Raw genomic sequence first — 23,332 nt, 5'->3', positions numbered from 1 at the left:
ATCATTCGGCCGCCGCGTCGGACGTCGCCGTGGCCATACCGATCAGCGAGCGGCCGGTCATTTCCGCGGGAAGCGGCAGCTGCATGAGTGAAAGGACGCTTGGTGCCAGGTCTGCCAGACGGCCGTTCTTGAGGTTTTTGACCCCAGCAGGACCATTCACCAGTATCAGCGGTACCTTGTTCATGGTGTGGGCCGTGTGCGGCTGACCGGTCTCGGGATCGACCATGAGTTCCGCGTTGCCGTGGTCTGCGGTGACCAGCATCGCACCACCGGCGCGGGTGATTGTTTCTTCAAGCCTGGCCACAGAGGCATCCACGGTCTCAACAGCTTTGACCGCCGCGGCCAAATCGCCTGTATGCCCAACCATATCGCCGTTGGCGTAATTGACGACAATCAGGCCGAATTCGCCGGACTCAATCGCTGCGCATAGCTTATCGGTCACTTCGGGCGCCGACATTTCTGGCTTCAGGTCGTAAGTCGCGACGTCCGGCGAGGGAACCAGGATACGCTCTTCCCCCTCGAACACTTCTTCGCGTCCGCCGTTAAAGAAGAAGGTGACGTGGGCGTACTTTTCCGTTTCAGCAATCCGGAGCTGTTTCTGCCCGGCATTGGAGACAACTTCGCCCAGGGTGGCGGTCAATTCCTCGGAGGGAAAGACGGTCGACATGAAGGCGTTGAGCTGACTGGCGTATTCCACCATGCCGGCGGCAGCCGAGAACGCGACGCTTCGCTTCCGCTCAAACCCGTCAAATTCCGGATCCAGGAGCGCGGTGAGAATCTCTCGTGCGCGATCAGCGCGGAAATTAGCCATCAGCAGCCCATCGCCATCCGCCATGCCGGCATAGCCGCCGACAACGGTCGGCAGGACGAATTCATCGTTCTCGTCCCGGGCGTAGCCCTGTTCAACGGCGGCAAGGGCGCTATCCGCGCGCTCGCTGTCGTGATCGTTCCCGCCATCGACAATGGCGTGATAGGCTTTGGTGACGCGATTCCAGCGCTGATCCCGATCCATGGCGTAGTAGCGGCCCGACACGGTTCCTATTTCCGCGTGCGGAGCATCCGCCAGGAAGGTCTCAAGAAACCCGAGCGCTGAGCGCGGTGGTGTGTCCCGACCGTCCAGAAAGGCATGGATGACGCTTTGGACGCCCAAACCATGCAGCGTTTCAACCAACTGCACGATATGTTTCTGGTGTGAATGGACCCCGCCGGGGGAGAGCAGTCCCATGATGTGGGCTTTGCCGCCTTTGGCTTTCACGGCCCCGGCGAACTCGATCAGGCGCGGTGAGCGCGCAAAGGAACCATCCGCGATAGCACTGTCGATCCTGGGCAGGTCCTGCATCACCACCCGACCGGCGCCGATGTTCATGTGACCCACTTCCGAATTGCCCATCTGACCTTCGGGCAGGCCGACTTCCAGTTCCGACGCGTCGATCAGGGCATGGGGACAGGATTTCGTCAGGCGGTCGAGAACCGGCGTTTTGCCGATGCAGATCGCATTGTTTTCGCAGATCTCTCGGTGGCCCCAGCCATCGAGGATGCAGAGGACGACGGGGCGAGGCGGTTTCTGGCTACTCATAGAGGGAGTTATAGGCTCATTTCAGTTGGATCTACAGTGTTTTTGCACGAGTAAACTGTGTGGTCCGGCGAGTATGAACACAGGTCTTTGCAATACGGTTAACAAACCTTGCTTCGGGAAGTCTATTCCCGGTGATAAGGATGCCCAGCCAGGATTGACTGCGCCCGGTAAAGCTGTTCCGCCAGCAGAGCTCTGACCATCATATGTGGCCAGGTCATCCGCCCGAAGGAAATGCTGCGCGTTGCTGCGCTCCGCACGCGCTCCTCAAGTCCATCCGCGCCCCCGATGACAAACGCGATGTCCTGCACGGAATTGTCTCGCCACTGCCCGATCATTTGCGCGAACTCGGCGCTTGAGAGGTTTTTGCCGCGTTCGTCTAAAGCCACCAGTGCTGCACCCTTGGGTATCGCATCCAGCAGCATCTCGGCCTCCCGGCGTTTCAGTTGCGCCGGCGGCAGGGCCTTGCGTTCCTCGACCTCGCGCAGGTCAAAATGCCAGTTCAGGCGCTTGATGTAGTGCTGATAGACATCGCGTACAGGTCCGGGCTTACCTCTACCGACCGCAGCCAGGGTTATGCGCATGTTCTACTCGTGCTGCAGTTTAAATACTCGCTGCCGGTTGCCGGGCAGAGCGATGTGTCGCACTTGCTGAAGTTTACAAAGCGCCTTCTTTCGCCCGCTTTGACGGGCGAAAGGTCTTGCTTCCTGCGCTCGCGCTCTCAGAATCGTCACTGCGTCCACGGTACATTCACGCAGAGGCAGTCAGTCCCGCTCCCAAAAGCACAGTCGGCTTGTCAGGCCGTGCCGGCGTTCGCGACGTTTTCCGGCAGATCAACGCCCCACATCTTTTCAAGATTGTAGAACGCACGCACTTCCGGACGGAAGAGATGAACGATGACGTCACCGCCGTCGATCAACACCCAGTCACAACGTTCGGCACCTTCAACCTTGGCGCCAGTCACTCCAGCCGACTTCAACGCGCGGCTCAAATGATCCGCCATGGCGCCCACTTGTCGTTGTGAACGGCCACTGGCAATAACCATGTAGTCGGCGATGCTGGATTTGTCGGCGAGCTCGATAACGACAAGATCTTCCGCTTTGTCGTCTTCGAGGGAAGACTGGACCACTTGGAGCAGATGCTTGCTGGACGCCAGTGCGTCCTGCTTGCCGGCCTTGGAGGCCTTGTTTTCGCTTAGTATGGTCTTATCTCTCCGTTTCTCAGTCCTTGTCTGCATCCGGGATGCAGTCTGCACTCCGGACGCGCGTGGGTGCCCGTTCCTCAGCCGCCCGCATCGCTGTGGATGACTGGGCATTCAGCCTGTTATGGAGGAATACCCAAGCGGGTGGCGCGGAGTCCGCAAAACGCTTTAGTTCGCTCTCACGCTTGCGGAACCGGGCAAAATGCCTGGCCGCCTTGGAAGCCAGTGCCCTTAGAGAATAGGTTGGGCGATCAAAAATCGCAATGGCCATGGTGTTAAAGATTTTGTGCCAATCCTGCCAACGGTCGATCTGAATCAGGTTATCCGCCCCCATTAACCATACGAAACGAACGCGCGGAAAACGCGCCACGAGCAGCTGCAAGGTTTCTGCCGTGTAGGCGGTACCGAACTCCCGTTCCAGCATGGTCACGCGGATCTTAGGGGTTCCGACCTGGACCGCGGCGCGCTCTGCCCGCATCGCCTGGGGCGCCATTTCATCGGCGGATTTCAGCGGATTTTGCGGTGATACCAGCCACCAGATCTCATCGAGATCAAGACGGCGCAGGGCCTCCTCGCTGATGGCCAAATGACCGTCGTGGGCTGGATTGAAGGAGCCGCCGAGCAACCCGATGCGCTGCCCTGCTGCCGGTAGGTGACCGTCAAGCATACGACCGATGCGCGCCAGACCGGGGCGTCGCACCGGGTGCTTAAAAATCACGGGCATTTTTTGCTCTATTCACAACTTTTAGTATGAATTTCTACGATACACTTTTAGTTTTATCTGTTCTTCCCACCTTGATCGCGGGGTCTGGCATTGCGCTCACGACGAAGCTGTTTCGGCATGGCTGTAGGGCTCAATTACGGCCGGACCTGACCTCTTCCGCGCACCAGGTACTTGTAGCTCGTTAACTGGTCAGCACCAACGGGGCCGCGTGCATGAAGCTTTCCGGTCGAGATACCGATTTCGGCACCCATACCGAACTCGCCGCCGTCCGCGTATTGGGTCGAGGCGTTGTGCATGACGATCGCGGCATCCACGCGGTTTAGGAAGGCTTGAGCAGCTGTCTGGTCTTCGGTCACGATGGCTTCGGTGTGGTGAGAGCCATGCTGGTTGATATGCGAAACGGCATCATCGAGCCCGTCGACAACCTTCACCGAGATAATGGAGTCCAGATACTCGGTGTCCCAGTCCTGAGCAACTGCCTCCTTGACGCTCGTTCCGATCTCCATGGCTTGAACCGTCTCGTCGCCCCGGATCTCGCAGCCCGCCGATACCAGCGCTTTCAGCACGTCGGGCAGATGACTCTCGACGGCTGAACGGTCCACCAGCAGGGTCTCGGTCGCTCCGCAGATGCCGGTCCGGCGCATCTTCGCATTGACCGCAATCTCCGTCGCCATTTCCTTGTCGGCGTCGCCGTGAATGTAGGTATGGCAGAGGCCGTCCAGGTGAGCCATGACCGGGATCCGGCTCTCCTGCTGGACGCGTTCGATCAGTCCGCGGCCGCCGCGCGGCACGATCAGGTCGATGTCCTCACTCATTGTCAGCATGATTCCGACGGCTGCGCGGTCCGTCGTCGGCAGCCGCTGAAGGGCGGCCTCCGGCAGACCGGCTTTTCGCAAGCCGGCCTGCAGGCATTCCAGGATTGCGCCCGACGAATTCGCGGATTCGGAACCACCGCGCAGGATTGCCGCGTTCCCGGATTTGAGGCAGAGCCCGCCTGCGTCGGCCGTTACGTTGGGCCGGCTCTCGTAGATGATGCCGATCACACCGAGGGGCACCGCGATCTTGGCGATCTGAAGACCGTTGGGCCGGCTGCGTTCCTCGAGTACGCGGCCCAGGGGATCGGGAAAGTCCGCGATGGCTTCCAGGCCCAGGGCCATAGCCTCGACACGATCGCTATCAAGCAGGAGGCGGTCGAGCATGGCCGCCGACAGACCCTTGGCCTCCGCCGCAGACATATCCACGGCGTTGGCGGCGATGATTTTATCGGATTGATCGCGCAGGGCCTCAGCTGCAGCCTGTAGGGCGTCATTCCGCTGTTCCGGACCAGCCATGGCGAGCTCAGCCGCGGCGGCACGGGCCGCGCGTCCCAGGTCGTTCATTTCGCTGACAAGGTCGTCTCGCAATACAGCGGTTTCGGCAGTCATCTTCCGGTCCTCAGGCTTCTGGTTCGCTATTCTGACGACCCAATCGTCCTTACATCAAGACAAGATCGTCACGGTGTATCAATTCTTCCCGGCCCCGATAGCCAAGACGTGCTTCGATTTCCCCGCTCTGGTGGCCGATGATCCGGCCCGCGTCGGAGGCGGAGTAGGCGGCGAGACCGCGTGCGACTTCCTGACCGGAAGGATTCAAAAGCGTCACCGAATCCCCGCGCTGAAAGCTGCCTTCGACGGCGGTGACCCCTGCGGGGAGAAGGCTTTTCCCGCTCTTAAGTGCTCTCACCGCGCCTTCGTCGAGCAGAAGCCGGCCTTGGGGTTGGAGAGCGCCCGCAATGTAACGCTTGCGCGCGGTACGCGGTTCGACGTCCGAAAGAAACCAGGAGGCGCGCTGTCCGTTTGAGAGACCTTTCAGCGGGTTCATGGCGCGCCCGTCGGTGATCGCCATCCTGCAGCCGGCGCCGACCGCGATCTTGGCCGCCGCCAGCTTGGTGACCATGCCCCCCGAGCTGTAGCCGGGCAGGGCATCGCCGCCCATGGCTTCGATATCAGTCGTGATCGCTGAAATTTCGGGCAGGAATTCTGCGTTTGGATCGCGTTTGGGATCGGCGGTATAGAGACCGTCGATGTCGGAGAGCAGGACCAGCACGTCTGCGTTCATCATGGCGGCGACGCGGGCCGCGAGCCGGTCGTTGTCGCCGAAGCGGATTTCGCTGGTTGCGACAGTATCGTTCTCGTTGATGACCGGCACCGCCCGCAAACGTAGGAGCGTGGTGAGGGTGTTGCGCGCGTTCAAGTGCCGACGGCGTTGCTCGGTATCCCCCAAGGTTAGCAAAATCTGCGCGACCGTGACATGGTGGCGCGCGAGCGCTTCCTGATAGGCGTGGGCCAGAAGTATCTGGCCGCTTGCGGCAGAGGCTTGTTTTTCCTCGAGCTTTAAGTTTCCAGACCGGAGGCCGAGGTGCCGGCGACCCACGGCAATTGCACCGGAAGAAACCAGGATGACTTCGGTTCCATCGTTCACCAACGCCGCCACATCGTCGGTCAGCGCGTCCAGCCAGCTCCGTCGGACCTCGCCGCTATCGTCGTCAACCAGAAGGGCCGAGCCGATTTTGACGACGACACGCCTGGCACCTGCAAGGCTATGATCAGTCGTGCTCACGGTTCGGATCTCTCCGAATCGGGCTCCACTTCATGTGCGGGCACGTCGCTATGAGCCGGCGCGTCCGCAGGCTCCCATGACTGCTTCCACTCGCTGGTTTCCGGCGCACCGGCCTCGGCGCGCTCTTCCCGGTCTTGCTTAATGTGCCGGAGCAATCCCGCCAGGACCTCCTGAACGCCTTCGCCGGAGACGCCCGAGAGCATGAGGACTTCGCCGACGGCAATTTCCTTGAGCGCGGTAAGGCGTTCTTCGCGGATGTCCTCACTCAGAGCGTCAATCTTGTTGAAGCCGACAATCTCGGGCTTGTAATTCAGTTCCCGGCCATAGGCGGCAAGCTCTGAGCGAACGGTTTTGTAGGCTTCCAGAAAATCGTCCTGGCTCGCGTCCACCAGATGCAGCAGCACACCGCAGCGCTCTACGTGACCGAGAAAGCGGTCGCCCAGTCCGTGACCCTCGTGCGCGCCCTCGATCAGGCCGGGAATGTCGGCAATGACGAACTCTTCGCCATGGAGATAAACCACGCCCAGGTTGGGGTGCAGGGTGGTAAAGGGGTAATCCCCGATCTTTGGCTTGGCGCGCGAAACAGCCGAGAGAAAGGTCGACTTGCCTGCGTTGGGCAGGCCGACGAGCCCGGCGTCGGCGATCAGTTTGAGGCGCAGCCAAAACCAGTGCTCTTCGCCGGGCCAGCCCGGATCACTGCGGCGGGGCGCACGGTTGGTCGAGGTCTTGAAGCGGGCATTGCCGAATCCGCCATCACCGCCCTTTGCCATGGTGACCTGCTGGCCTTCCGTTGTCAGATCGGCGATGACCTCCGAGCGGTCCTCTGACAGGACTTCCGTGCCGACCGGGACCTTGACGACCAGATCAGGACCACCGGCGCCGGTCATGTCACGGCCCTTGCCGTTTTCCCCGCGTTTCGCCTTAAAATGCTGCCGGTAGCGGAAATCGATCAGCGTATTCAACCCGTTGACGGCTTCGAAGATCACGTCCCCACCACGGCCGCCGTCGCCGCCGTTCGGGCCTCCGAATTCGACGTATTTCTCACGCCGGAAACTGACGCAGCCATTGCCGCCGTCGCCGCTCTTGATGAAGATTTTGGCCTCGTCGAGGAACTTCATCGCTCCGTTGGACCTTTCGCCCATTTAGACCGGGTGTTGCCGGTGCATTTCATAAATCGAACACGAAAAAGGGGGAATGGCATGCCATTCCCCCTGAATTCTATCACCCTCGGATGCAGACCGAGAGGCGGGGCCTTAAGAGGCCTTCGGCTCTACCGACACATAGGTCCGGCCACCGGCTTTCTGCCGGAAGCTGACGTGGCCTTCGATCTTCGCGAAGATCGTGTGGTCTTTACCCATGCCGACGTTGTCGCCGGGGTGGTACTGCGTGCCGCGCTGACGGATGACGATATTGCCGGGGATGACCAGCTCACCGCCGTATTTTTTGACGCCGAGGCGCCGGCCGGCCGAGTCGCGGCCGTTGCGGGAGCTACCGCCTGCTTTTTTATGTGCCATGGAGTCCTACTCCTCTTCTTTGGCCTTGGGGGCCGCTTTCTTCTTGGCCGGAGCCTTTTTAGGTGCGTCGGCGTCTTCGTCTTTTGCCTTCGGAGCGGCCTTTTTCTTCGGCGCTGCCTTCGCGGCCTTCTTACCGTCGGTCAGAATGTCCGTCACCTTGAGAACCGTAAGGTCCTGGCGATGGCCGTTCTTGCGGCGGTAGTTCTGACGGCGCTGCTTTTTGAAGACAATGACCTTGTCGCCCCGGGTCTGCTCGACCACTTCGGCGGCGACAGATGCACCCTCGACGAAGGGAGCGCCTGTGGTGACGGACTTGTCGTCGCCCAGCATGAGGACCGAATCGAGGGCAACGGAGGCGCCAGCCTCACCTTCGAGCTTTTCGACGACAACAATATCGTCTTTGGCGACCTTGTATTGCTTGCCGCCTGTTTTGATGACTGCGAACATGTCGGTATTTACCGGCTTTTTTTCGTGAACAGATGGGCGGGCGCCGCAGATGCAGCCCCGCCGGACCCGCGGAATATAGCTATGGCGAACGCTCTGTCAACGCTTTTCCCGCTGGATTTTCGGAGTCCCTTCAGCGAGGTGTTGGGAATGCCCCGAACAGAGGCTTTCCCACGATCAGATCAAGTTTAGATGGAATCGCCGGAGGCGATCACCTGTGCTTGTGAATCTGATCTAACACTAAGATTTAGAACGGATTCACGCCTTTTGACGAAACCGCCTCGTGGCTTCGTCAAAAGGCGATCTGTTCTAGTGTTCGGGGCTTATGTCAGGCCCAAGATACAGTATTGCCGTTGCGGCAACAGCGACGTCACTTTCGGCATTTTTCCGCCCCGCAGCCGTGGGTTTTTCAAAGCCTTGGACGAAGAGCTCGCCGCTGGCGGCGTTCGCGGTCATAACCAACCGGGTGGTATCGTTGAGAATCGGCGGTTTGAGCCAGTTGAAGGCTGGATGGCCGGGGTTTTCGAGCCGGCTGTCGATTTGCGGCTCCAGCATGGCCGCGCTGCGTTCATGGCTCAGTTGTCCGCGCGCGCTGGCTTTGGAGGACTGGGATTGCCAGTGGTTCGCTGCCGCAGCCGGACTCTCGCGCAGGAAGGCTTCGGTCGGACTGCGTTCGATCACACAGCCTTCGTGGCTCTCAATTCCGCTGAGCAGGAAGATCGCGGGCAGGGCAAGCTCCGTTTCGCTCAGAATCCGTTTGGCGTCGGCGTAGGTCTCACAGGTCTCAAAGACCTGCCGCAGCAAATGGGCCGGCGGAATGGCCCGGCTGTTCCAGACGCGCTTGCGGTTCATCACCCAGTCCAGGGGCATGATCGGGGTTCTGCGCGGCATGGGGGCTTGATGGATCGCGGCTGAAAACCGGCCTGCCGCTATGCCCTGGATCGACCCGGTAAAGCCCGGCCAGGTCAGGTTGACCCAATGGCCGGCTGCGGACTCGCAGCGTGCCGCCACGATCTCGGCGCCCAGGCCGTCGAGCGGCCAGTCCAGCACCCGGCGCAAGAGGTTTCCGCCCTCTGCAGCCGCGCTCACGCCGGACGTGCAGCCCCACTCGTAGTTAATGTTGAGAAAGTAAACCCCGGGTGCCGCCAGCCTGTCGTTCATGGCGTCGATTTCGGCCAGATAGGGGTTGCCCGCGCGCTGCAGCCAACTGCGCGAAAGGCGGTCTACCTGTTTGACTGCGAAGCCAGGAAAGTGCCCGCTCCCGGACTCCAGCAGGGATTTCGCCCTTTCGATCTCCAGATCGAAGAGTTGTTCCGGCCATTGCGCGCCGAGCTCATGCACCGGTATCGCCGGCAGCCCATTGGGTTTGGGGTCCAAGGTTTTGGCGTTTTGTGTTTGGATTGGGGGGTCATCCGGCACTTTGGCGGTGCCTCGTTCTGCTTATCATTCAGGGCCCAGTCTTGCCTCACCATCCTCGCGTTGTCTCTATATATAGTGTCCTGGGATTCAGAATCAGCAGGTCATTTGCCCGCTTGCAGGCGCGCAGGTGTTACGCTAATGTCCCGCCGCTTCGCGGAAGGACCGTTTCGACCCAGGTTCCGCGGATCGGAGGGGTGCCGGAGTGGTCGAACGGGACGGTCTCGAAAACCGTTGTGCCTTTGCGGGTACCGTGGGTTCGAATCCCACCCCCTCCGCCACAAGCGTTTTGCCGGGCGAAACGCCATCTACGTCTGCAATAGGCGGCAGTCGTCTCGCAGAAATGACGAGAGCCCCTGTTGTATCATTCCTTTGACTGACCATTATTCATCTCAGAAGTTCCGGTGCTTCTTTGTCCTCCAGCGGCGAAGTGAAGCCTGATCTGCGTCAAGGATTTGATGATACCTGAGGCTTATTCTGAGTCTTGAAGTTCAATTCATTGCGTTGCGGCTTGCCGGGCAGGAAGGTTGAGCGGATGCGGTCAAGAGGTAACTTGGATATCTGCGCAGGGGTGATCAGACTGCTGACACTTCAGCTGTTTCTGGCGATTCTGGCCCTGATCTTCTTTGCCAGCCTGTTTCCGGCTCTCGCCCAGGACTTTGATCGTGGCGGCCAACTCTTCAATGAAAAGTGCTCCTATTGCCACAGCCTCTCGCCGCAGATGGGGCCGAAGCTGGCCGAACCTGCGAGAGGGCAGGTTTTCGAGCGCGAGGCCGCGCGCGAGCCCGATGTCGATTGGTCAGTCGAGATTGGTGAAGATAAGCGTGGTCCGCACCTGAAGGGCCTCTTCGGACGGCCGCCGGGTGCGGTGAAGGGCTTCCCCTACAGGATTACCCTGGAAACGGAGAGCCCGGTCTGGACCGATGCGGATCTGGACTACTGGATCCTAAACCATGCCCGCTTGAACGACGCTGACCGCCTAGATCTCATCACCTACCTCAAACGCGCGACCCGCTAGTCAAAAGAAATGCTTGTCAGCGGGCTCGGTGGCGAGTGCGGTTGGTGTCGTTGCGGGATCGGACAGGTCTCAATCACGAATGGCTGCCGGTCACGCGGCTGACCAGAAGGCCACTCAGTTCATCTCTGCACTGTGCCACCGTTTTCCCACTGGTGTTGAAGGTCATTTCCGCGTTGGCGTAGAGCTGCTGGCGGCTCTCCAGGATCGAGCGCAGGTCGTTCATGGCCGCCGGGTTACCCGCCATCGGCCGACGGTCGCCCTGCGCCCGCACGCGTTCCATATGTTCTTCCGGCCTAGCCTGCAGCCAAACGCTGTGGAAAGACCTCAGCAGCATCTCGTAGGTGTTGGCCTCTGCGACAATGCCGCCGGCCACGGCCAGCACGACCTCGCTATGGCGGTCGATGACCGATCGCAGGCAGCGCTGTTCCAGACGCCGGTACCCGTCCTGACCGTAGAGCGCGAAGATCTCGGCGATGGCGAGGCCGCTGTCCAGCTCGATTTCGCGGTTCAGTTCGATGAAGGGAATCTTGAGATCTTCCGCGATGAGTTTTCCCAGCGTCGACTTTCCGGCGCCGCGCAAGCCGATCAGGGCAATCCGGGACGCCTTGAGGTTGGTGCCGGACTGATCCAGCATGCCGGTAAGACTGTTGATGATGTCTTCGCGCTGTGCGGGGCTCGCACGGCGTGCCAGCTCGAGAATCGAGAGGATTTCGGGGGCGTCTTCCTGGGATTCAGACACCAGATCCCGCAGTTTCATACCTGTCGCCGCAGCAACCTGGCGCAAGAGAAGGATCGAGATGTTGCCGCTGCCGGTTTCCAGTTGCGCGAGATAGCGCTCCGAAACTCCCGACTCCCGCGCCAGCACCTTACGCGACATGCCGTGTCGTTTCCGCGCACTGCGCACCCGGTTTCCGACCTCCTGCAGGAATCCCTGATCCTGGGATCCAAGGCGGCTCGGGGGCGGATCATTTTCCGTAACCAGGCTATCGCTGTCTGACGCCATCGTGCTCTCTGGATCGTGTTTCGTTTCTTGCTGCAAACTTCAGCTGCATGCGGGAGACAGCGCCTTGTGTCAAGCTGCCGTCTCCAACGGCCGTCCCTGTTGCTCGGCATAGCGTTGGATCGAGGCCCGCATATTGGCCGGGATCGAAATGGGTTTCATCTTTGTCGCGGCGACAAACGCCGAGACGGTCTGACCGGTAAAGCACAGCTCTCCGTCTTGAAAGCACTCGACCCGATGGGCCAGGGAAGAGCGTCCTATGGAGCGGACATAGACCTTGCAGGAGAGCACGGCACGCGGTGTGACCGGCGACACCATGTCGAAATCCAGATGGACGAAGGGCGTTCCCATACCGTTGTCGATGTTGATCGCATACCAGTCGACGCCGAGGCAGGCTTCATACCAGGCCTCAATCGCCCGCAGCCCCCAGGCCGGGATGTTTGCGGTATAGGCGATCTGCGCAGGGTCGCAATCGCCCCAGCGGATGGTGATGTCATGTTCGAACGGGCCGGGCGGCAGCTCGCGCGGCGCGGCAATATCGCGGGCCTCAGGCGGTGCTTTCATGCCGCGCGGCTCAATAGGTTTCGACATGATACCGCCCTGTCGTGCGCAGTGTTGGTTTGAGGCTCGCCCAGTCGAGATTCTCGCTGCGGCAGATGTCGGCCAGGGCTTCGTCGACACCGGTCTCCATGCCTTTCAGGCCGCAGATGTAGATATGGGTGCGTTCGTCCTTCAGCAGTTCCGAAAATTCACCCGCGCAATCCCGCATGCGGTCCTGAACATACTCCTTCGGTTGGTCTGGAAGACGGGAGTAAACCAGGTGCTTGGCAAGCAGATCTTCAGGTACTTTCATGAGAGGGCCGAAGTACGGCAGCTCATCGGGTTGGCGTGCCCCAAAGAAGAGCAGCATTTTGCCAGGTGCATCCGGCATGGCACGGCGGCGGCGTTCGGTGAAAGCCCGGAACGGGGCCGAGCCGGTTCCCGTGCAGATCATGATGATGTTGGCCAGAGGATCGCCGGGCATCAGGAAGGTCGCGCCGAACGGGCCGGTGACCTGTACCTGGTCGCCCTTTTTCAGATCGCAAATATAGTTCGAACACAGACCTTCCGGTTCGCGTTTGACCGTCAGGGCGACATTGTTGGTGTTCGGTCGCTCGCCGTCACGCGGGCTGGCGATGGAGTAGAGCCGTGACTCATGCGGCTTACCGTCTTTATCACTTCCCGGCGGGGTGATGGCAATCGATTGGCCTTCGAGGACCGGAAAGACCGTATCGCCGAAATCCAGGATGATGTGACGGACATCGTTCTCAACGTTGTCCTTGGTCAGCCGGAAGTTTCCCTGCACCGTGGCGACAGCGGGATGGTCGCGGCGGAAGAGATTGACGCTGGGCTTGGATGCCGAGGCAGGCACCACGGCCTTGCCGCCGGTGCCTTCGTGCGCTTTGGCGAGCAGTGCATCGATCTCATCTTCCAAGGCTTCCAGACTCACCGACCCTTGTTCGCCGCTCTCAAGTTCTTCCTGCTCCGGCAGCTCTTCCCACTCAAACTGTTCCTCGAGAGAATAGGCCGTCATCACGAGACGCCAGTTATCGATCGAGCCGGTCGGGCAGGGCCCGATGCAGTCCATGCAGTAGTTACAAATCTCTGCATCGACAACGTAGTTGTCGTCGTTGTGGGTGATGGCATCGATCGGACAGGTCTCTTCGCAGGTTCCGCAACGAATGCAGATCTCCGGATCGATCAGATGCTGTTTGAGCGGCTGCGACCCCGCCTGTGGGTTCGGGGACGCGCTCATGCGGCGATCTGAACGTACTCGAAGTTGCCGGGCTGGTTGTCGATCCCGATCTTCGGCGGCGCGATCCAGCCGGCGTATTCGCCGATACCGGTGGCCGGAACCATCAGCGACTGGATGAAGTCGCCGTCATCGCCCGACGGCAGCCACTCGCTCTTGCGCTGGTTCCACTCACTGTCGGACAGGATGATGCCCGACGGCGTCACGGAGATGTTGGCGAACTCACCGATCTGCCGGTGGAAGGCCGCGTGCGGCAGGGTCAGGGCGAAGTCGACGCCTGTTTTTTCGATGATTTTGTTCCAGCGCTTGATGCCCTTGGCACAGTCGGTGACGTAATCGTCCCGCAGGCGCATGTTCAGGGCAGAGAGCGCGGGCTCATCGATCAGTTTGAATTCGCCGTCGACATGCTTCAGCACAGGATAGGTGTCGTTCAGCAAGCGGTGATCGTCGTCGATCTTGGTTTCGTGAAAACGCCCCTTGATGCCTGCATTGAAGGCATTGGCGGCATTGGTGGAGACCTCGGACCCGAAGAGGTCCAACGACAGTGAGTAATGCAGATTTGCTTTCTTCTGCAGGGTCGGCAGGTCGATGACACCGAGCGCGCGGATCTTGGCGATGTCGTTGGGGTCTTCAATGCCGGCCGCTTTCATCGCTTCGCAGGTCCGCTGGATCACACGGCCGATACCGGATTCTCCGACGAACATGTGGTGGGCCTCTTCGGTCAGCATGAAGCGGCATGTGCGCGAAAGCGGATCAAAACCGGATTGCGCGAGGCTCTCAAGCTGCATCTTGCCGTCCCGGTCGGTGAAGAAGGTGAACATAAAGAAGGACAGCCAGTCGCCGGTCGTCTCGTTAAAGGCCCCCAACATACGCGGTGCGTCGCCGTCGCCGGAGCGCCTGCGCAGCAATTCGTTCGCTTCCTCGCGGCCGTCCGCGCCGAAGTATTTCTGCAGCAGGTAGACCATGGCCCAGAGGTGCCGGCCTTCCTCGACGTTGACCTGGAAGAGGTTGCGCATGTCGTAGAGCGAGGGCGCGGTCTTGCCCAGATGCCGCTGTTGCTCGACCGAGGCGGGTTCGGTATCGCCCTGGATGACAACCAGCCGCCGCATGAGCGCGCGATATTCGCCCGGCACTTCCTGCCAGGCCAGTTCACCCAGGTGCTCGCCAAAGGGGATCGTGCGGCCTTCCTCCTGCGGCGCAAGCAGCACGCCCCAGCGGTATTCCGGCATTTTCACGTAGTCGAACTTTGCCCAGCCCTTGGGGTCGACGCCGACCGCCGTGCGCAGGTAGACCATGGCATCCTGAAAGCCGTCCGGGCCCATATCCTTCCACCAGTCGATGTAGCCCGGATGCCAGCGTTCCAGGGCTTTCAGCACCCGGCGGTCTTCCGACAGGCCGACGTTGTTCGGGATCATAGTGTCGTAGTTGACGGTCATTGCATCGATCATCGGTCGTTCCTTTTTTTGCGGCCTTGCGAGACCTCAAACCCGTTCCATGTTGTAGTCGGCCTTTTGACCGGAACCGTAGCGGCGCAGCGCGCCGTCATCCCCGACCGCGTTCGGCCGCTGGAAGATCCAGTTCTGCCAGGCGGTCAGGCGCCCGAAGATTCTGGTTTCCATGGTTTCAGGGCCGGCAAAGCGCAGGTTGGCTTCCATGCCGGTCATTGCATCAGGTGAGAAGCTCGTGCGTTCCTCGAGGAAGATGCGGACTTCGTCTTCCCAGTCGATGTCGTCGTAGGCGAAGGTGACGAGGCCCAGTTCTTCGGCCTCTTCCGCGGTGAGGGGTTCGCCCTTGCGCGCTTCGATTTTTGTCACACTGTCCGGCTCACCAAGGAAACGGGTCTCCAGGCGGCTGAGCCCGTTCGACATGGGGTGGCGGCCGAAGTTGGCGGCTGAGAGCATGAGGGTGGCTTCGGGGCGGTTGTCGCCTTCGAAGGCACCGACCGCCATATAGGAACGGTCGCAGGCCCAGACCAATTCCGCCAGCGTTCCGGCGAAGCAGCTGCCCGGCTCGATCAGCGCCACCAGTGAGCGTGAGGTCATATCGACCCGCTTTAAAACCCGGCGCCAGTAGAGCAGGATTTCTTTGGCCAGCCAGTTCTCCTGGTGAGCTTCCAGGAAGTCGTCGTAAGCCAGGGCCCTGGCGCTGTCGCCCAGTGTTTTGAACTGAATGACACCCAGTTCCATCTCGTTCAAGCGCAGATGAAGAATGGCGTCGTCCAGCTCGCGCGCCGCCCGGAGCGGCCAGAAAGCGTCACCCTGCGCGGACATTTCTTCCGCCGAGGCAGGGGGCATATCTTCCGGACCCTTGATGGTCACGGTGGCGAGTTTCCTCTCGCGGTCCAACTCGACCTGGACGCTGGAGTAGGTCACGCTGTTCTGGGTGAAGCTTCGCGCCAGAGGCCCGAGCGTGATCCCACTCACGCCGTCAGGGCGATCCGATTTTTTCGCAAGCTCCCCGGTCTTGGCCGCGATGGCTTCCTCGAAACGGGAGTTGGGAACGGTCTCGTCGACCAGCCGCCAGGTGACGGCTTTCTTTCCTTTGATGCCTTCTTCGATCGAGCAGAAAACGTCAGCCAGATCGCGGCGCACCTTGCGCTTGTCCGTGACCCGGGTGAGGCCCCCGGTGCCGGGCAAGACCGCGAGCAGAGGAACCTCAGGCAGCGCGACGGAGGAAGATCCGTCATCGGTCAGCAGGATGTATTCGGTCGAGAGCGCGAGTTCGTACCCGCCGCCCGCGCAGGCGCCATTCACCGCGCTGATATACTGCTGGCCGGAATGGTGGCTCGCGTCCTCCATGGAATTCCGGGTCTCGTTGGTGAACTTGCAGAAGTTCACCTTGTGCGCATGGGCAGCTCCGGCCAGCATCCGGATGTTGGCGCCCGCGCAAAAGACCTTGTCCTTGCCGGAGCGCAGGACAACCACCTTGACCTCGGGATGCTCGAAGCGCAGGCGCTGGATCGCGTCGGCGAGCTCGATATCGACACTCAGGTCGTAGGAGTTGAGCTTCAGCTCATAACCTTCGAAGAGGCCGCCTTTTTCGTCGACGTCCATGATGAGGTTCGCAACCGGGCCATCGGTTTCAATGCGCCAATGCCGGTACCGCGCGGGGTCGGTTTGAAAATCGATCATCTCTCTTTTTCGTCCCTTTATCCGGCCTGTCCACCGTTGCAGCGGTCACCGGTATCGAGTTGGCTCTGCCGAGCTCTTGATTAGAAGTCTAGTGCGGTCGGGGGTATGGTCAAGCTGTAAAATGCATAATAAGACGTTAAATTTATCAATAAACGCAATATAATGCATTTTACTTCTCAGCTCTCCCGTCGAGCGAACCTCGTCATATCGACACCCATGTAGGATGTGTTCTCGGCTCCCAATGCTGTTTTCAGTTCACTCACCAGCCCCTCGACTTCATCAAACAACCGCCGGGCCGCGTTCGTCTTGCCCATCGCGTCTTTCAGACAGGCGTTGGTCAATTGAATCGCCGCTCGCAGAAATGACTTTTCCAGGCTGTTGGGTCGGCACGCTAGCCAAACCGGCTCCCAAACCTCGTGGGCTTCCCAATAAAACCCCGCTTCGAACAGAGACCAGCCATATCGGTAGGTCCGGTTCTGGCGCCATTTCCCGGGGTCAGTTCTTTCGGGACAGGCTTGCTTGACCTCTTCCAGCAGCGCCATGTCCGCGACGCTTCCCGTCCCCGGGTGATGTGGGCGTGCGGGCAGGGCAACGACGTCTCCGGGCAGTGTCGGGAGTGGGCTCGTTGCCTGGAGGGCTGTCATCGCATCATCCTTGCTGCCGGTTGCCGACCGCGGTGCCGGCCTCGAAGAGACTCGCAACGAAGCGGCTGGTGGCCGCCAGGGTCTGCTCCGGCTGCTCGCGAAAGGGGGTGTGGGCGCAATTTGACAGGAAGAGGCTCTCGAATTCGCCGCCGCAGAGTTCTTCGATGCAGCCGATCTGGGCGGCTGTGCCGTATTGATCCTCCAAGCCCTGCAGAGCGATGACCGGTATCGTAATCTGCGGCAGATATTCCCTGAGGTCCCAGTTGCGGAACTCCGGGTCGAGCCAGGCGCGGTTCCAGCCCCAAAAGGCGCAGTCGACATTTTCGCCGTGATATTTTTTCAGTCGATCGCGCAGGTCGGTGGTCTCGAAGGTGATCTTGGTCTCCGCGATGGCGGCGATGCCCTCGTCTTCCGTGAAGAAATGCGGCGCCATCAGGACCAGGCCTTTCACGCGCGGGTCGGCAATGTCGCCGGCATGAATCGCGGCAATCGATGCACCGTCGGAATGTCCCACCAGTACACCGCTGCGAAAAGCGATGGCATCCAGCAGATCAGGCAAAACATCGATCGCTTCATGATGCATATAGGTCAGCGGGCGCGGCACCTCGCAGGACGAGGAACCGCCATATCCCTGGCGCGAATAGATGAACACACCCAGGCCGGTCGATTTCGCCAGCTGCTCCGGGAAATCACGCCACAGAGCCGCGCATCCCAGGCCTTCGTGCAGAAGTACGATGGTGGGTGCTTCCTCAGGGCGGGGACCGATCATCCGGTACTCGAGATTCGCGCCTTCGATTTCAATGTGCCCGGCATCCTCAAGCGGCATGGTGCTTCAATCCCTGAGCTTGAAACGTTGGATCTTACCGGTGGCGGTTTTCGGCAGAGAGTCCACGAAGACAATCTCGCGCGGATACTTCCATTTCCCGACACTGGTCTGGACATGATCTTTCAAGACTTCGAACATGCCATCGGATGATGCGCCCTCTTGCAGGATCACGAAGGCTTTGGGTTTGGTCAGGCCATCGGGATCTTCAAAGGGGACCACGGCGGCTTCGAGAACGCTTTCGTGAGAGATCAGGGCGGATTCCACTTCGAAGGGCGACACCCAGATACCGCTGACCTTGAACATGTCGTCCGTGCGGCCGCAGTAGTGGTATCGGCCGTCGCTGTCGCGGGTGTACTTGTCGCCGGTCCGGGTCCACTCGCCTTCGAAGGTGCGCCGGGTTTTTTCCCGCTGGTTCCAGTACCCGCTTGCCGCCGAACTGCCGCGGACCAGCAATTCGCCCACGTCATCTTCAGTGATGTCCTGGCCCTCTTCGTCGACCAGCCGCAGGTCGTAGCCCGGAACGGCGATACCTGACGTGCCGTAAACGATGTCGCCGGGACGGTTGGAGAGAAAGATGTGCAGCATCTCGGTCGAGCCCACGCCATCCAGAATGTCAACGCCCATGGTTTTCCGCCAGGACGTTCCCACATCCTCGGGCAGTGCTTCGCCGGCGGAAAGGCAAATGCGCAATCGGGCCGATGTCTTTTCACGGTTGCAGTCCGGATGTGCGAGCAGCGCGGCGTAGAGTGTCGGGACACCGCAATAGATGCTGGGCTGATGTTCTTTCAGAAGACCCAGCACGGCGTCCGGTGTCGGGCGGCCGGGAAAGAGGATCGTGGTCGCGCCGACCGACAAGGGAAAAGACATGCCGTTGCCCAGGCCGTAGGCGAAGAAGAGTTTCGCGGCCGAGTAGACCATGTCGTCTTCCTGAATGCCGAGTACGCCCTGCCCGAAAAGCCGCGCGGTCTCCATCAGGCTGCTGTGAATGTGTGGCACGCCCTTGGGCATGCCGGTCGAGCCTGAAGAGTAGAGCCAGAAAGCCGTCTCATCGGCGCAGGTCTCGACGGTTTCAAATTGGTCGGATTCCGCTGCGAGGCTTTTTGCAAAGTCGATGTGATCGCCGCTGTCGCCGCCGACCACGAAGATGTGTTTCAGGCGCGGAAGCTTTGCCAGGGCGGGTTTCAGGGTCTCCAGGAGCGCCGCCGAGATGAACAGCACTTTCGCGCGCGAGTCCTCGAGGATGTAGTGGTACTGGTCTGTCGAGAGCAGGGTGTTCAGCGCGACAGGAACAATACCGGCCTTGATCGCTCCCCAGAAGATGACCGGGAAGTCCACGGTGTCGTGCACCAGCATCGCGACCCGGTCTTCCAATCCCAAGCCGTGCGAGATCATCAAATTTGCCGCGCGGCAGCTTTCCCTGCCGAGATCCCCATAGGTCAGACTGCGGACCGGATCGATAAAGGCGGTCTTTTCGCTTAGACCCTTCGCGATGTTCCGGTCAATAAAGTCGGTGGCGGCGTTGTAGTGTCTCGGGTAATCCATTTTCGATCCTTCCGCGCGTCCTATTTTCCGGTAAATTCAATAGCGCCGTCGGGCAAGAGATAAAGGATATAGGCGTCACCCTTCGTCACTGTCGGCCAGTGGTCGCTGCCTGCCGGATAGACGTACCAGCCGCGCGGCATGTCATCGAACTCCGCGTCGCTTTCAATCGGCATGATCATGCCGATTTCACCCTGGGTATGAACGTGATGCGGTCCCTTGATGTCAGCCATGCGCACGACATCGACGGAGAAGCGCCCGGCCTGGGTGCCGGGTTTAATCACGCGTCCGAAGCGGATGCCGCCCATCTCGCGGGCGCAGAGCCAGCCCTCGGTCTCGCCCTCGCGGCACAGAGCCTCGACGGCTTGAAAGACAGCGCTGTTGACGGGATAGGTGTCGTTGAGAAAGGCCGTCAGTCCGTCGTCGAGGGTCCGTTCGCCGATTGCCGCCGCGATGTCATTCATAATCCGCTCGAAGTCTGCGCGTGCCATTGCTCTCTCCTCTCTGTCGTCGCAGTTCCCTGTCTTCTGTATCCGGGGCGTCAAACACCCAGCCAGGTTTTTTGCGTATGATCGTCAGCCAGTATTTCCCCGGCCGTGCCCGACCATTGAATCTCACCCTTGCCCAGCACGTAGACCCGGTCCGCCAAATTGGTCGCGAAGCGGAAATTCTGCTCGACAAGCAGGATGGTCATCCCCTCGCGCTTGATGGCTTCCAGACGTTCCTCGATGTCTTGCACGATGATTGGCGCCAGACCTTCGGTCGGTTCGTCGAGCAGCAGCAGATCAGGGTTGAGTAACAGGGTGCGTGCGATCGCCAGCATCTGCTGTTCGCCGCCGGAGAGCTGTGCGCCCCCGTTCGTGCGCCGGGCTTCCAGGCGCGGAAAGATCTCGAATATCCGCGCGATGGTCCAGGGACCTGGGCGCCGTCCGGCTGCAAGAGTGAGATTCTCGTAGACTGTGAGCGAGGGAAAAATACCGCGCGTCTCGGGCATATAGGATACCCCCACGCGCGCCATGGCATGAGGTTTATGCCCTGTGGTTTCCTTGCCCTTCAGATGGATCTGTCCTTGCTTTGGCGGCGTCAGTCCGATGATAGATCTGAGCGTCGTTGTCTTGCCGGCACCGTTGCGGCCCAAAAGCGCAACGACCTCGCCCTGATTCACCTCCAGGGAGACGCCGTGCAGGATATGGCTGGCCCCGTAATAGCTGTGAATGTTCTCGACGCTTAACATCTTCATTGCGCCTTTCCGCCCAGGTAGGTTTCCTGAACGATGTCCGAGCCACGCACCTCCTGGGGCGTCCCCTCCATCAGGATCTCACCATAGTTCAAAACCGTAATGCGGTCGGCATGAGAGAAGACCAGATCCATGTCGTGCTCGATCAGGAGGACCGCCAGATCGCGGGGCAGGTCGTCGATGAGCTGCAGCATGCGGCCGGTCTCTTCCGGACTCATCCCTGACGTCGGCTCATCCAGCAGCAGGACCTTGGGGTCGGGCATCAGAGCCAGGCCGACTTCCAGCTGGCGCTGCGCACCGTAGGAGAGTTCAGAGACGCCGCGATCGAGCAGTTCGGCCAGACCTACCTGTTCGGCAACAGCCGAGGTCTTCTCACGCGCGCGCCGATTGTCCGACAGACGCGTCCAGAAATGAGATCCATATCCCCGGGCGACGATGTCCGCGACCATGAGATTGTCGCGGACCGTGCCGCTCAGGAAAAGGTTGTTCTTCTGGAAACTGCGCGAAAGCCCGCGCCGCGCGCGGCGATCCGGTGCGAAAGAGGTGACGTCCTGACCGTCGATTAGAATGCGGCCCTCATCCGGCTTCAGTTCGCCCGCCAGAATGTTGAAGAGAGTTGTCTTGCCTGCTCCGTTCGGGCCGATGATTGCGTGCCTTAAGCCGGTCGGAATTTCCAGCGATACGCCTTTGGTCACCTGGAAGGCGCCGAAAGTCTTGAAGAGGTTCTCAGCCCGCAGCATCGTTCGCACTCCGGTCCGATGGTTCCGTTTTCCGGCTCCCGCGCGCGATCAGCTTCCAACCAGCCTCGAGCCACCCGACGACACCGTTCTTGCCTCCCATCACGGCGAGTATGAGAAACACGCCGAGCCAGAGACCCCAGTAGTCGGTGAGGTCGCTCAACTCATGGCGCAGCAGCGTAATCAGCACGGCGCCGATCACCGGCCCGATCAGTGTGCCCAACCCGCCGAGGATGCCCATCACCAGAACCTCGCCCGAGGTGGTCCAGTGCAGAAGTTGCGGCGAGATGAACATGGTGTGCTGCGCGCTGAGCGTTCCGGCGAAGCCCGCGATCGCGCCGGAAAACGCGAAGATACTGGTCTGGTAGCGCTGAACCGGCAGCCCCAGCGCGCGCATACGCCCTGCGTTGTCGTGCAGGCCGACAAGGACCGCGCCGTAGGGCGAGCCGAGCAGACGTTTCAGCAACAGGTAGCAGACCGCAACCAGGAGAATGAGGAAGAGCGCGAAGACATCCGGGTCGTTCAGGTTCACGCCAATGGCCGAGAGGTCCAGTCGGGGAATACCCGCCAGGCCATCATCTCCGCCGAGCGCGCGTGTTTTGAAGACCAGCTCGTAGCCCATCTCTCCAATGGCCAGGGTGATCATGATGAAGAAGATGCCCTGCACCCGGGTGACCACTGACCCGACGATCAACGCGATCAAACCCGTCAGCAGGGTCGCGGCGGCCATCGACAGTGAAGGCGGCCAGCCCCAAAAGGCGGTGAAAACAGCAAAGGCGTAGGCGCCGCAGCCGAACAAGGCGGCGTGCCCCAGACTGACGAGACCGGTGTAGCCCGCGAGCAGGTCGAGGCTCATGGCCAGGAGGGCCAGGATCGCGATCTCCGCCAGAATCTCCATGCCGAAATAACCGGCATTCAGCCAGGAAATCAGCAGGGCAGCCAGTGTGAGGGCGGCGAGCAGCGAACGGAAGTTTATCAGGTTGCGCATGGCCTAACCTCTCGCCGGGAAGAGGCCGGAAGGCCGGATCAGGAGCACCGCCACCAGCAGGGCGTACATCAGCATGCTGGCGAAGCTCGGGAAGAGAACCTGCCCAAAGGTAAGCGTTGTCCCAATGAGTAATGATCCGGCGAAGGCACCTTTCAGGCTGCCCAGGCCGCCGACCACAACGACCACCAGGGTCGGCACCAGGATCGAGACCCCCATACCTGCCTCGGCTGAGAAGGCGGGCAGGGCCACCACGCCCGCCAGGCCGGCCAGGGCGCTGCCGATCAGGAAAACGACAAAGAATGTGCGCTCGACATTGACGCCCAGGCAGCTCGCGGTCTCCGGGTCGTCGACTCCCGCGCGGACCTCGGCGCCCAAACGCGTATGTTCAAGCAACAGGTAGAGCGCTGCGAAGACCAGAAGACCAACGCAGATAATGAAGAGGCGGTAACTTGGATAGATCTCGCCGAAGAGCTCGAAGCTTCCCGCAAAAGGGATACCGCTGGTGACGCCGAGTTGATCTGTGCCCCAGAAGTAACGCTGCGCATCCAGGAACACGAAGATCAGCCCGAAGGTCACCAGGACCTGCTTCATGGGACCGGCCTTGCGCATCCGGTCGATAATGAGAACGTAAATCAGCGCGCCGACCGCCATGACGCAGATCGGGGCAATCAGGAAAGCCAGCCACATGTTCCCGGTCGCCTGCGCGACGGAGTAACCGAACAGCGCGCCCAGCGCATAGAGCGAACCATGCGCCAGGTTGACGAAGTTCATCAGGCCGAAAATCACGGTCAGACCAACCGAAAGCAGGAACAGCAACATGGAAAGCTGAAGACTGTTCAGCAACTGAACGAACCAAAATCCGCTATCTGTCAGCACGTTTTTCTCTCACACCCCGGCGGGGAATCTTGGCGAATTTCGTGTACGGGATCGGTTTTCCGCGGGCGCTGCAA

At 60.5% G+C, this 23,332-nt stretch carries 23 protein-coding genes, 1 tRNA gene and 1 pseudogene; 2 read left to right on the top strand and 23 right to left on the bottom strand.

What is annotated here, in order from left to right; all coding sequences use genetic code 11:
* Position 1: 1 nt before the first annotated feature.
* From gpmI to FKG95_RS12520, 10 genes and pseudogenes are all read right to left on the bottom strand, one after another.
* Positions 2–1,576, bottom strand: coding sequence for a 2,3-bisphosphoglycerate-independent phosphoglycerate mutase (gene gpmI / locus FKG95_RS12565; protein ID WP_142896735.1), 1,575 nt, complete (start codon positions 1,574–1,576; stop codon positions 2–4).
* A gap of 122 nt (positions 1,577–1,698) precedes the next feature.
* Entirely contained in the window at positions 1,699–2,157 is a 459-nt protein-coding gene (gene rlmH, locus FKG95_RS12560; protein WP_142896734.1) for a 23S rRNA (pseudouridine(1915)-N(3))-methyltransferase RlmH, read from the bottom strand.
* A 212-nt stretch (positions 2,158–2,369) separates the two neighbouring features.
* Positions 2,370–2,711 carry a ribosome silencing factor gene (gene rsfS, locus FKG95_RS12555; RefSeq protein ID WP_218940197.1) on the bottom strand — a complete coding sequence of 114 codons (342 nt, stop codon included), beginning with the start codon at positions 2,709–2,711 and terminating at the stop codon, positions 2,370–2,372.
* Positions 2,712–2,793: 82 nt separating this feature from the next.
* Entirely contained in the window at positions 2,794–3,498 is a 705-nt protein-coding gene (locus FKG95_RS12550) for a nicotinate-nucleotide adenylyltransferase (RefSeq protein ID WP_246116755.1), read from the bottom strand.
* Positions 3,499–3,632: 134 nt separating this feature from the next.
* Complete coding sequence (locus FKG95_RS12545) at positions 3,633–4,922, bottom strand: glutamate-5-semialdehyde dehydrogenase (RefSeq protein WP_142896731.1); 1,290 nt, start codon at positions 4,920–4,922, stop codon at positions 3,633–3,635.
* A gap of 49 nt (positions 4,923–4,971) precedes the next feature.
* Positions 4,972–6,105 (bottom strand): glutamate 5-kinase, encoded by a 1,134-nt coding sequence (gene proB, locus FKG95_RS12540; RefSeq protein WP_142896730.1) that lies wholly within the window; start codon positions 6,103–6,105, stop codon positions 4,972–4,974.
* Positions 6,093–7,214, bottom strand: coding sequence for a GTPase ObgE (obgE, locus tag FKG95_RS12535; protein WP_142896729.1), 1,122 nt, complete (start codon positions 7,212–7,214; stop codon positions 6,093–6,095). The genes proB and obgE overlap by 13 nt, the downstream gene beginning before the upstream one ends.
* Before the next feature lie 135 nt (positions 7,215–7,349).
* Positions 7,350–7,610, bottom strand: coding sequence for a 50S ribosomal protein L27 (gene rpmA / locus FKG95_RS12530; protein WP_142896728.1), 261 nt, complete (start codon positions 7,608–7,610; stop codon positions 7,350–7,352).
* A 144-nt stretch (positions 7,611–7,754) separates the two neighbouring features.
* Positions 7,755–8,057 (bottom strand): annotated as a pseudogene (rplU, locus tag FKG95_RS12525) (50S ribosomal protein L21); the annotation flags it as partial.
* 306 nt (positions 8,058–8,363) lie between these two features.
* On the bottom strand, positions 8,364–9,395 hold the full coding sequence (locus tag FKG95_RS12520) for a C45 family peptidase (RefSeq protein ID WP_142896725.1): 1,032 nt from the start codon (positions 9,393–9,395) through the stop codon (positions 8,364–8,366).
* Positions 9,396–9,661: 266 nt separating this feature from the next.
* On the opposite strand from FKG95_RS12520, the gene FKG95_RS12515 reads away from it, so the two are divergent.
* Positions 9,662–9,751: transfer RNA gene (locus FKG95_RS12515), tRNA-Ser, on the top strand.
* Between the two features lie 272 nt (positions 9,752–10,023).
* Complete coding sequence (locus FKG95_RS12510; protein ID WP_179954078.1) at positions 10,024–10,488, top strand: c-type cytochrome; 465 nt, start codon at positions 10,024–10,026, stop codon at positions 10,486–10,488.
* A gap of 73 nt (positions 10,489–10,561) precedes the next feature.
* Here the strand turns inward: FKG95_RS12510 and FKG95_RS12505 are convergent, their stop codons facing one another.
* From FKG95_RS12505 to FKG95_RS12445, 13 genes are all read right to left on the bottom strand, one after another.
* Positions 10,562–11,491, bottom strand: coding sequence for a helix-turn-helix transcriptional regulator (locus tag FKG95_RS12505; protein ID WP_142896723.1), 930 nt, complete (start codon positions 11,489–11,491; stop codon positions 10,562–10,564).
* A gap of 69 nt (positions 11,492–11,560) precedes the next feature.
* On the bottom strand, positions 11,561–12,079 hold the full coding sequence (locus tag FKG95_RS12500; protein ID WP_142896722.1) for an acyl-CoA thioesterase: 519 nt from the start codon (positions 12,077–12,079) through the stop codon (positions 11,561–11,563).
* Positions 12,063–13,283, bottom strand: a complete 1,221-nt coding sequence (boxA, locus tag FKG95_RS12495; RefSeq protein ID WP_142896721.1) for a benzoyl-CoA 2,3-epoxidase subunit BoxA — start codon at positions 13,281–13,283, stop codon at positions 12,063–12,065. Before boxA ends, FKG95_RS12500 begins: the two co-directional genes overlap by 17 nt.
* Complete coding sequence (gene boxB / locus FKG95_RS12490; RefSeq protein ID WP_246116754.1) at positions 13,280–14,728, bottom strand: benzoyl-CoA 2,3-epoxidase subunit BoxB; 1,449 nt, start codon at positions 14,726–14,728, stop codon at positions 13,280–13,282. Before boxB ends, boxA begins: the two co-directional genes overlap by 4 nt.
* A gap of 33 nt (positions 14,729–14,761) precedes the next feature.
* Positions 14,762–16,411 carry a 2,3-epoxybenzoyl-CoA dihydrolase gene (boxC, locus tag FKG95_RS12485; protein WP_142896720.1) on the bottom strand — a complete coding sequence of 550 codons (1,650 nt, stop codon included), beginning with the start codon at positions 16,409–16,411 and terminating at the stop codon, positions 14,762–14,764.
* 176 nt (positions 16,412–16,587) lie between these two features.
* Positions 16,588–17,055 (bottom strand): DUF309 domain-containing protein, encoded by a 468-nt coding sequence (locus FKG95_RS12480; protein WP_142896719.1) that lies wholly within the window; start codon positions 17,053–17,055, stop codon positions 16,588–16,590.
* 4 nt (positions 17,056–17,059) lie between these two features.
* Positions 17,060–17,881 carry an alpha/beta fold hydrolase gene (locus tag FKG95_RS12475; RefSeq protein WP_142896718.1) on the bottom strand — a complete coding sequence of 274 codons (822 nt, stop codon included), beginning with the start codon at positions 17,879–17,881 and terminating at the stop codon, positions 17,060–17,062.
* A 6-nt stretch (positions 17,882–17,887) separates the two neighbouring features.
* The gene (locus tag FKG95_RS12470; RefSeq protein ID WP_142896717.1) at positions 17,888–19,423 is read right to left on the bottom strand and encodes a benzoate-CoA ligase family protein; all 1,536 of its coding nucleotides are present in this window, start codon (positions 19,421–19,423) and stop codon (positions 17,888–17,890) included.
* Positions 19,424–19,443: 20 nt separating this feature from the next.
* Entirely contained in the window at positions 19,444–19,911 is a 468-nt protein-coding gene (locus FKG95_RS12465; RefSeq protein ID WP_142896716.1) for a 4-hydroxylaminobenzoate lyase, read from the bottom strand.
* A 50-nt stretch (positions 19,912–19,961) separates the two neighbouring features.
* Positions 19,962–20,660, bottom strand: a complete 699-nt coding sequence (locus FKG95_RS12460; RefSeq protein WP_246116753.1) for an ABC transporter ATP-binding protein — start codon at positions 20,658–20,660, stop codon at positions 19,962–19,964.
* Positions 20,657–21,397: an ABC transporter ATP-binding protein gene (locus FKG95_RS12455; protein ID WP_142896715.1), complete on the bottom strand. Its 741-nt coding sequence runs from the start codon at positions 21,395–21,397 to the stop codon at positions 20,657–20,659. Before FKG95_RS12455 ends, FKG95_RS12460 begins: the two co-directional genes overlap by 4 nt.
* A complete protein-coding gene (locus FKG95_RS12450; protein ID WP_142896713.1) occupies positions 21,384–22,382 on the bottom strand; it encodes a branched-chain amino acid ABC transporter permease in 999 nt (332 codons plus the stop codon). Before FKG95_RS12450 ends, FKG95_RS12455 begins: the two co-directional genes overlap by 14 nt.
* A gap of 3 nt (positions 22,383–22,385) precedes the next feature.
* Entirely contained in the window at positions 22,386–23,258 is an 873-nt protein-coding gene (locus FKG95_RS12445) for a branched-chain amino acid ABC transporter permease (RefSeq protein WP_142896712.1), read from the bottom strand.
* Between the last annotated feature and the right edge of the window lie 74 nt (positions 23,259–23,332).

It is taken from the genome of Denitrobaculum tricleocarpae, assembly GCF_007004665.1.
Lineage (GTDB): Bacteria > Pseudomonadota > Alphaproteobacteria > Kiloniellales > Kiloniellaceae > Denitrobaculum > Denitrobaculum tricleocarpae.
This window is presented reverse-complemented; position numbering and strand designations above follow the sequence as displayed.

Coding starts and splice junctions, on each gene's coding strand:
- FKG95_RS12455 (WP_142896715.1), bottom strand. CDS start 21,397: ATGCTGCGGGCTGAGAACCTCTTCAAGACTTTCGGCGCCTTCCAGGTG.
- rlmH (WP_142896734.1), bottom strand. CDS start 2,157: ATGCGCATAACCCTGGCTGCGGTCGGTAGAGGTAAGCCCGGACCTGTA.
- FKG95_RS12505 (WP_142896723.1), bottom strand. CDS start 11,491: ATGGCGTCAGACAGCGATAGCCTGGTTACGGAAAATGATCCGCCCCCG.
- boxB (WP_246116754.1), bottom strand. CDS start 14,728: ATGATCGATGCAATGACCGTCAACTACGACACTATGATCCCGAACAAC.
- FKG95_RS12470 (WP_142896717.1), bottom strand. CDS start 19,423: ATGGATTACCCGAGACACTACAACGCCGCCACCGACTTTATTGACCGG.
- gpmI (WP_142896735.1), bottom strand. CDS start 1,576: ATGAGTAGCCAGAAACCGCCTCGCCCCGTCGTCCTCTGCATCCTCGAT.
- rpmA (WP_142896728.1), bottom strand. CDS start 7,610: ATGGCACATAAAAAAGCAGGCGGTAGCTCCCGCAACGGCCGCGACTCG.
- boxC (WP_142896720.1), bottom strand. CDS start 16,411: ATGATCGATTTTCAAACCGACCCCGCGCGGTACCGGCATTGGCGCATT.
- FKG95_RS12500 (WP_142896722.1), bottom strand. CDS start 12,079: ATGTCGAAACCTATTGAGCCGCGCGGCATGAAAGCACCGCCTGAGGCC.
- FKG95_RS12475 (WP_142896718.1), bottom strand. CDS start 17,881: ATGCCGCTTGAGGATGCCGGGCACATTGAAATCGAAGGCGCGAATCTC.
- FKG95_RS12450 (WP_142896713.1), bottom strand. CDS start 22,382: ATGCGCAACCTGATAAACTTCCGTTCGCTGCTCGCCGCCCTCACACTG.
- FKG95_RS12545 (WP_142896731.1), bottom strand. CDS start 4,922: ATGACTGCCGAAACCGCTGTATTGCGAGACGACCTTGTCAGCGAAATG.
- boxA (WP_142896721.1), bottom strand. CDS start 13,283: ATGAGCGCGTCCCCGAACCCACAGGCGGGGTCGCAGCCGCTCAAACAG.
- FKG95_RS12465 (WP_142896716.1), bottom strand. CDS start 19,911: ATGGCACGCGCAGACTTCGAGCGGATTATGAATGACATCGCGGCGGCA.
- FKG95_RS12480 (WP_142896719.1), bottom strand. CDS start 17,055: ATGACAGCCCTCCAGGCAACGAGCCCACTCCCGACACTGCCCGGAGAC.
- obgE (WP_142896729.1), bottom strand. CDS start 7,214: ATGAAGTTCCTCGACGAGGCCAAAATCTTCATCAAGAGCGGCGACGGC.
- FKG95_RS12550 (WP_246116755.1), bottom strand. CDS start 3,498: ATGCCCGTGATTTTTAAGCACCCGGTGCGACGCCCCGGTCTGGCGCGC.
- FKG95_RS12460 (WP_246116753.1), bottom strand. CDS start 20,660: ATGAAGATGTTAAGCGTCGAGAACATTCACAGCTATTACGGGGCCAGC.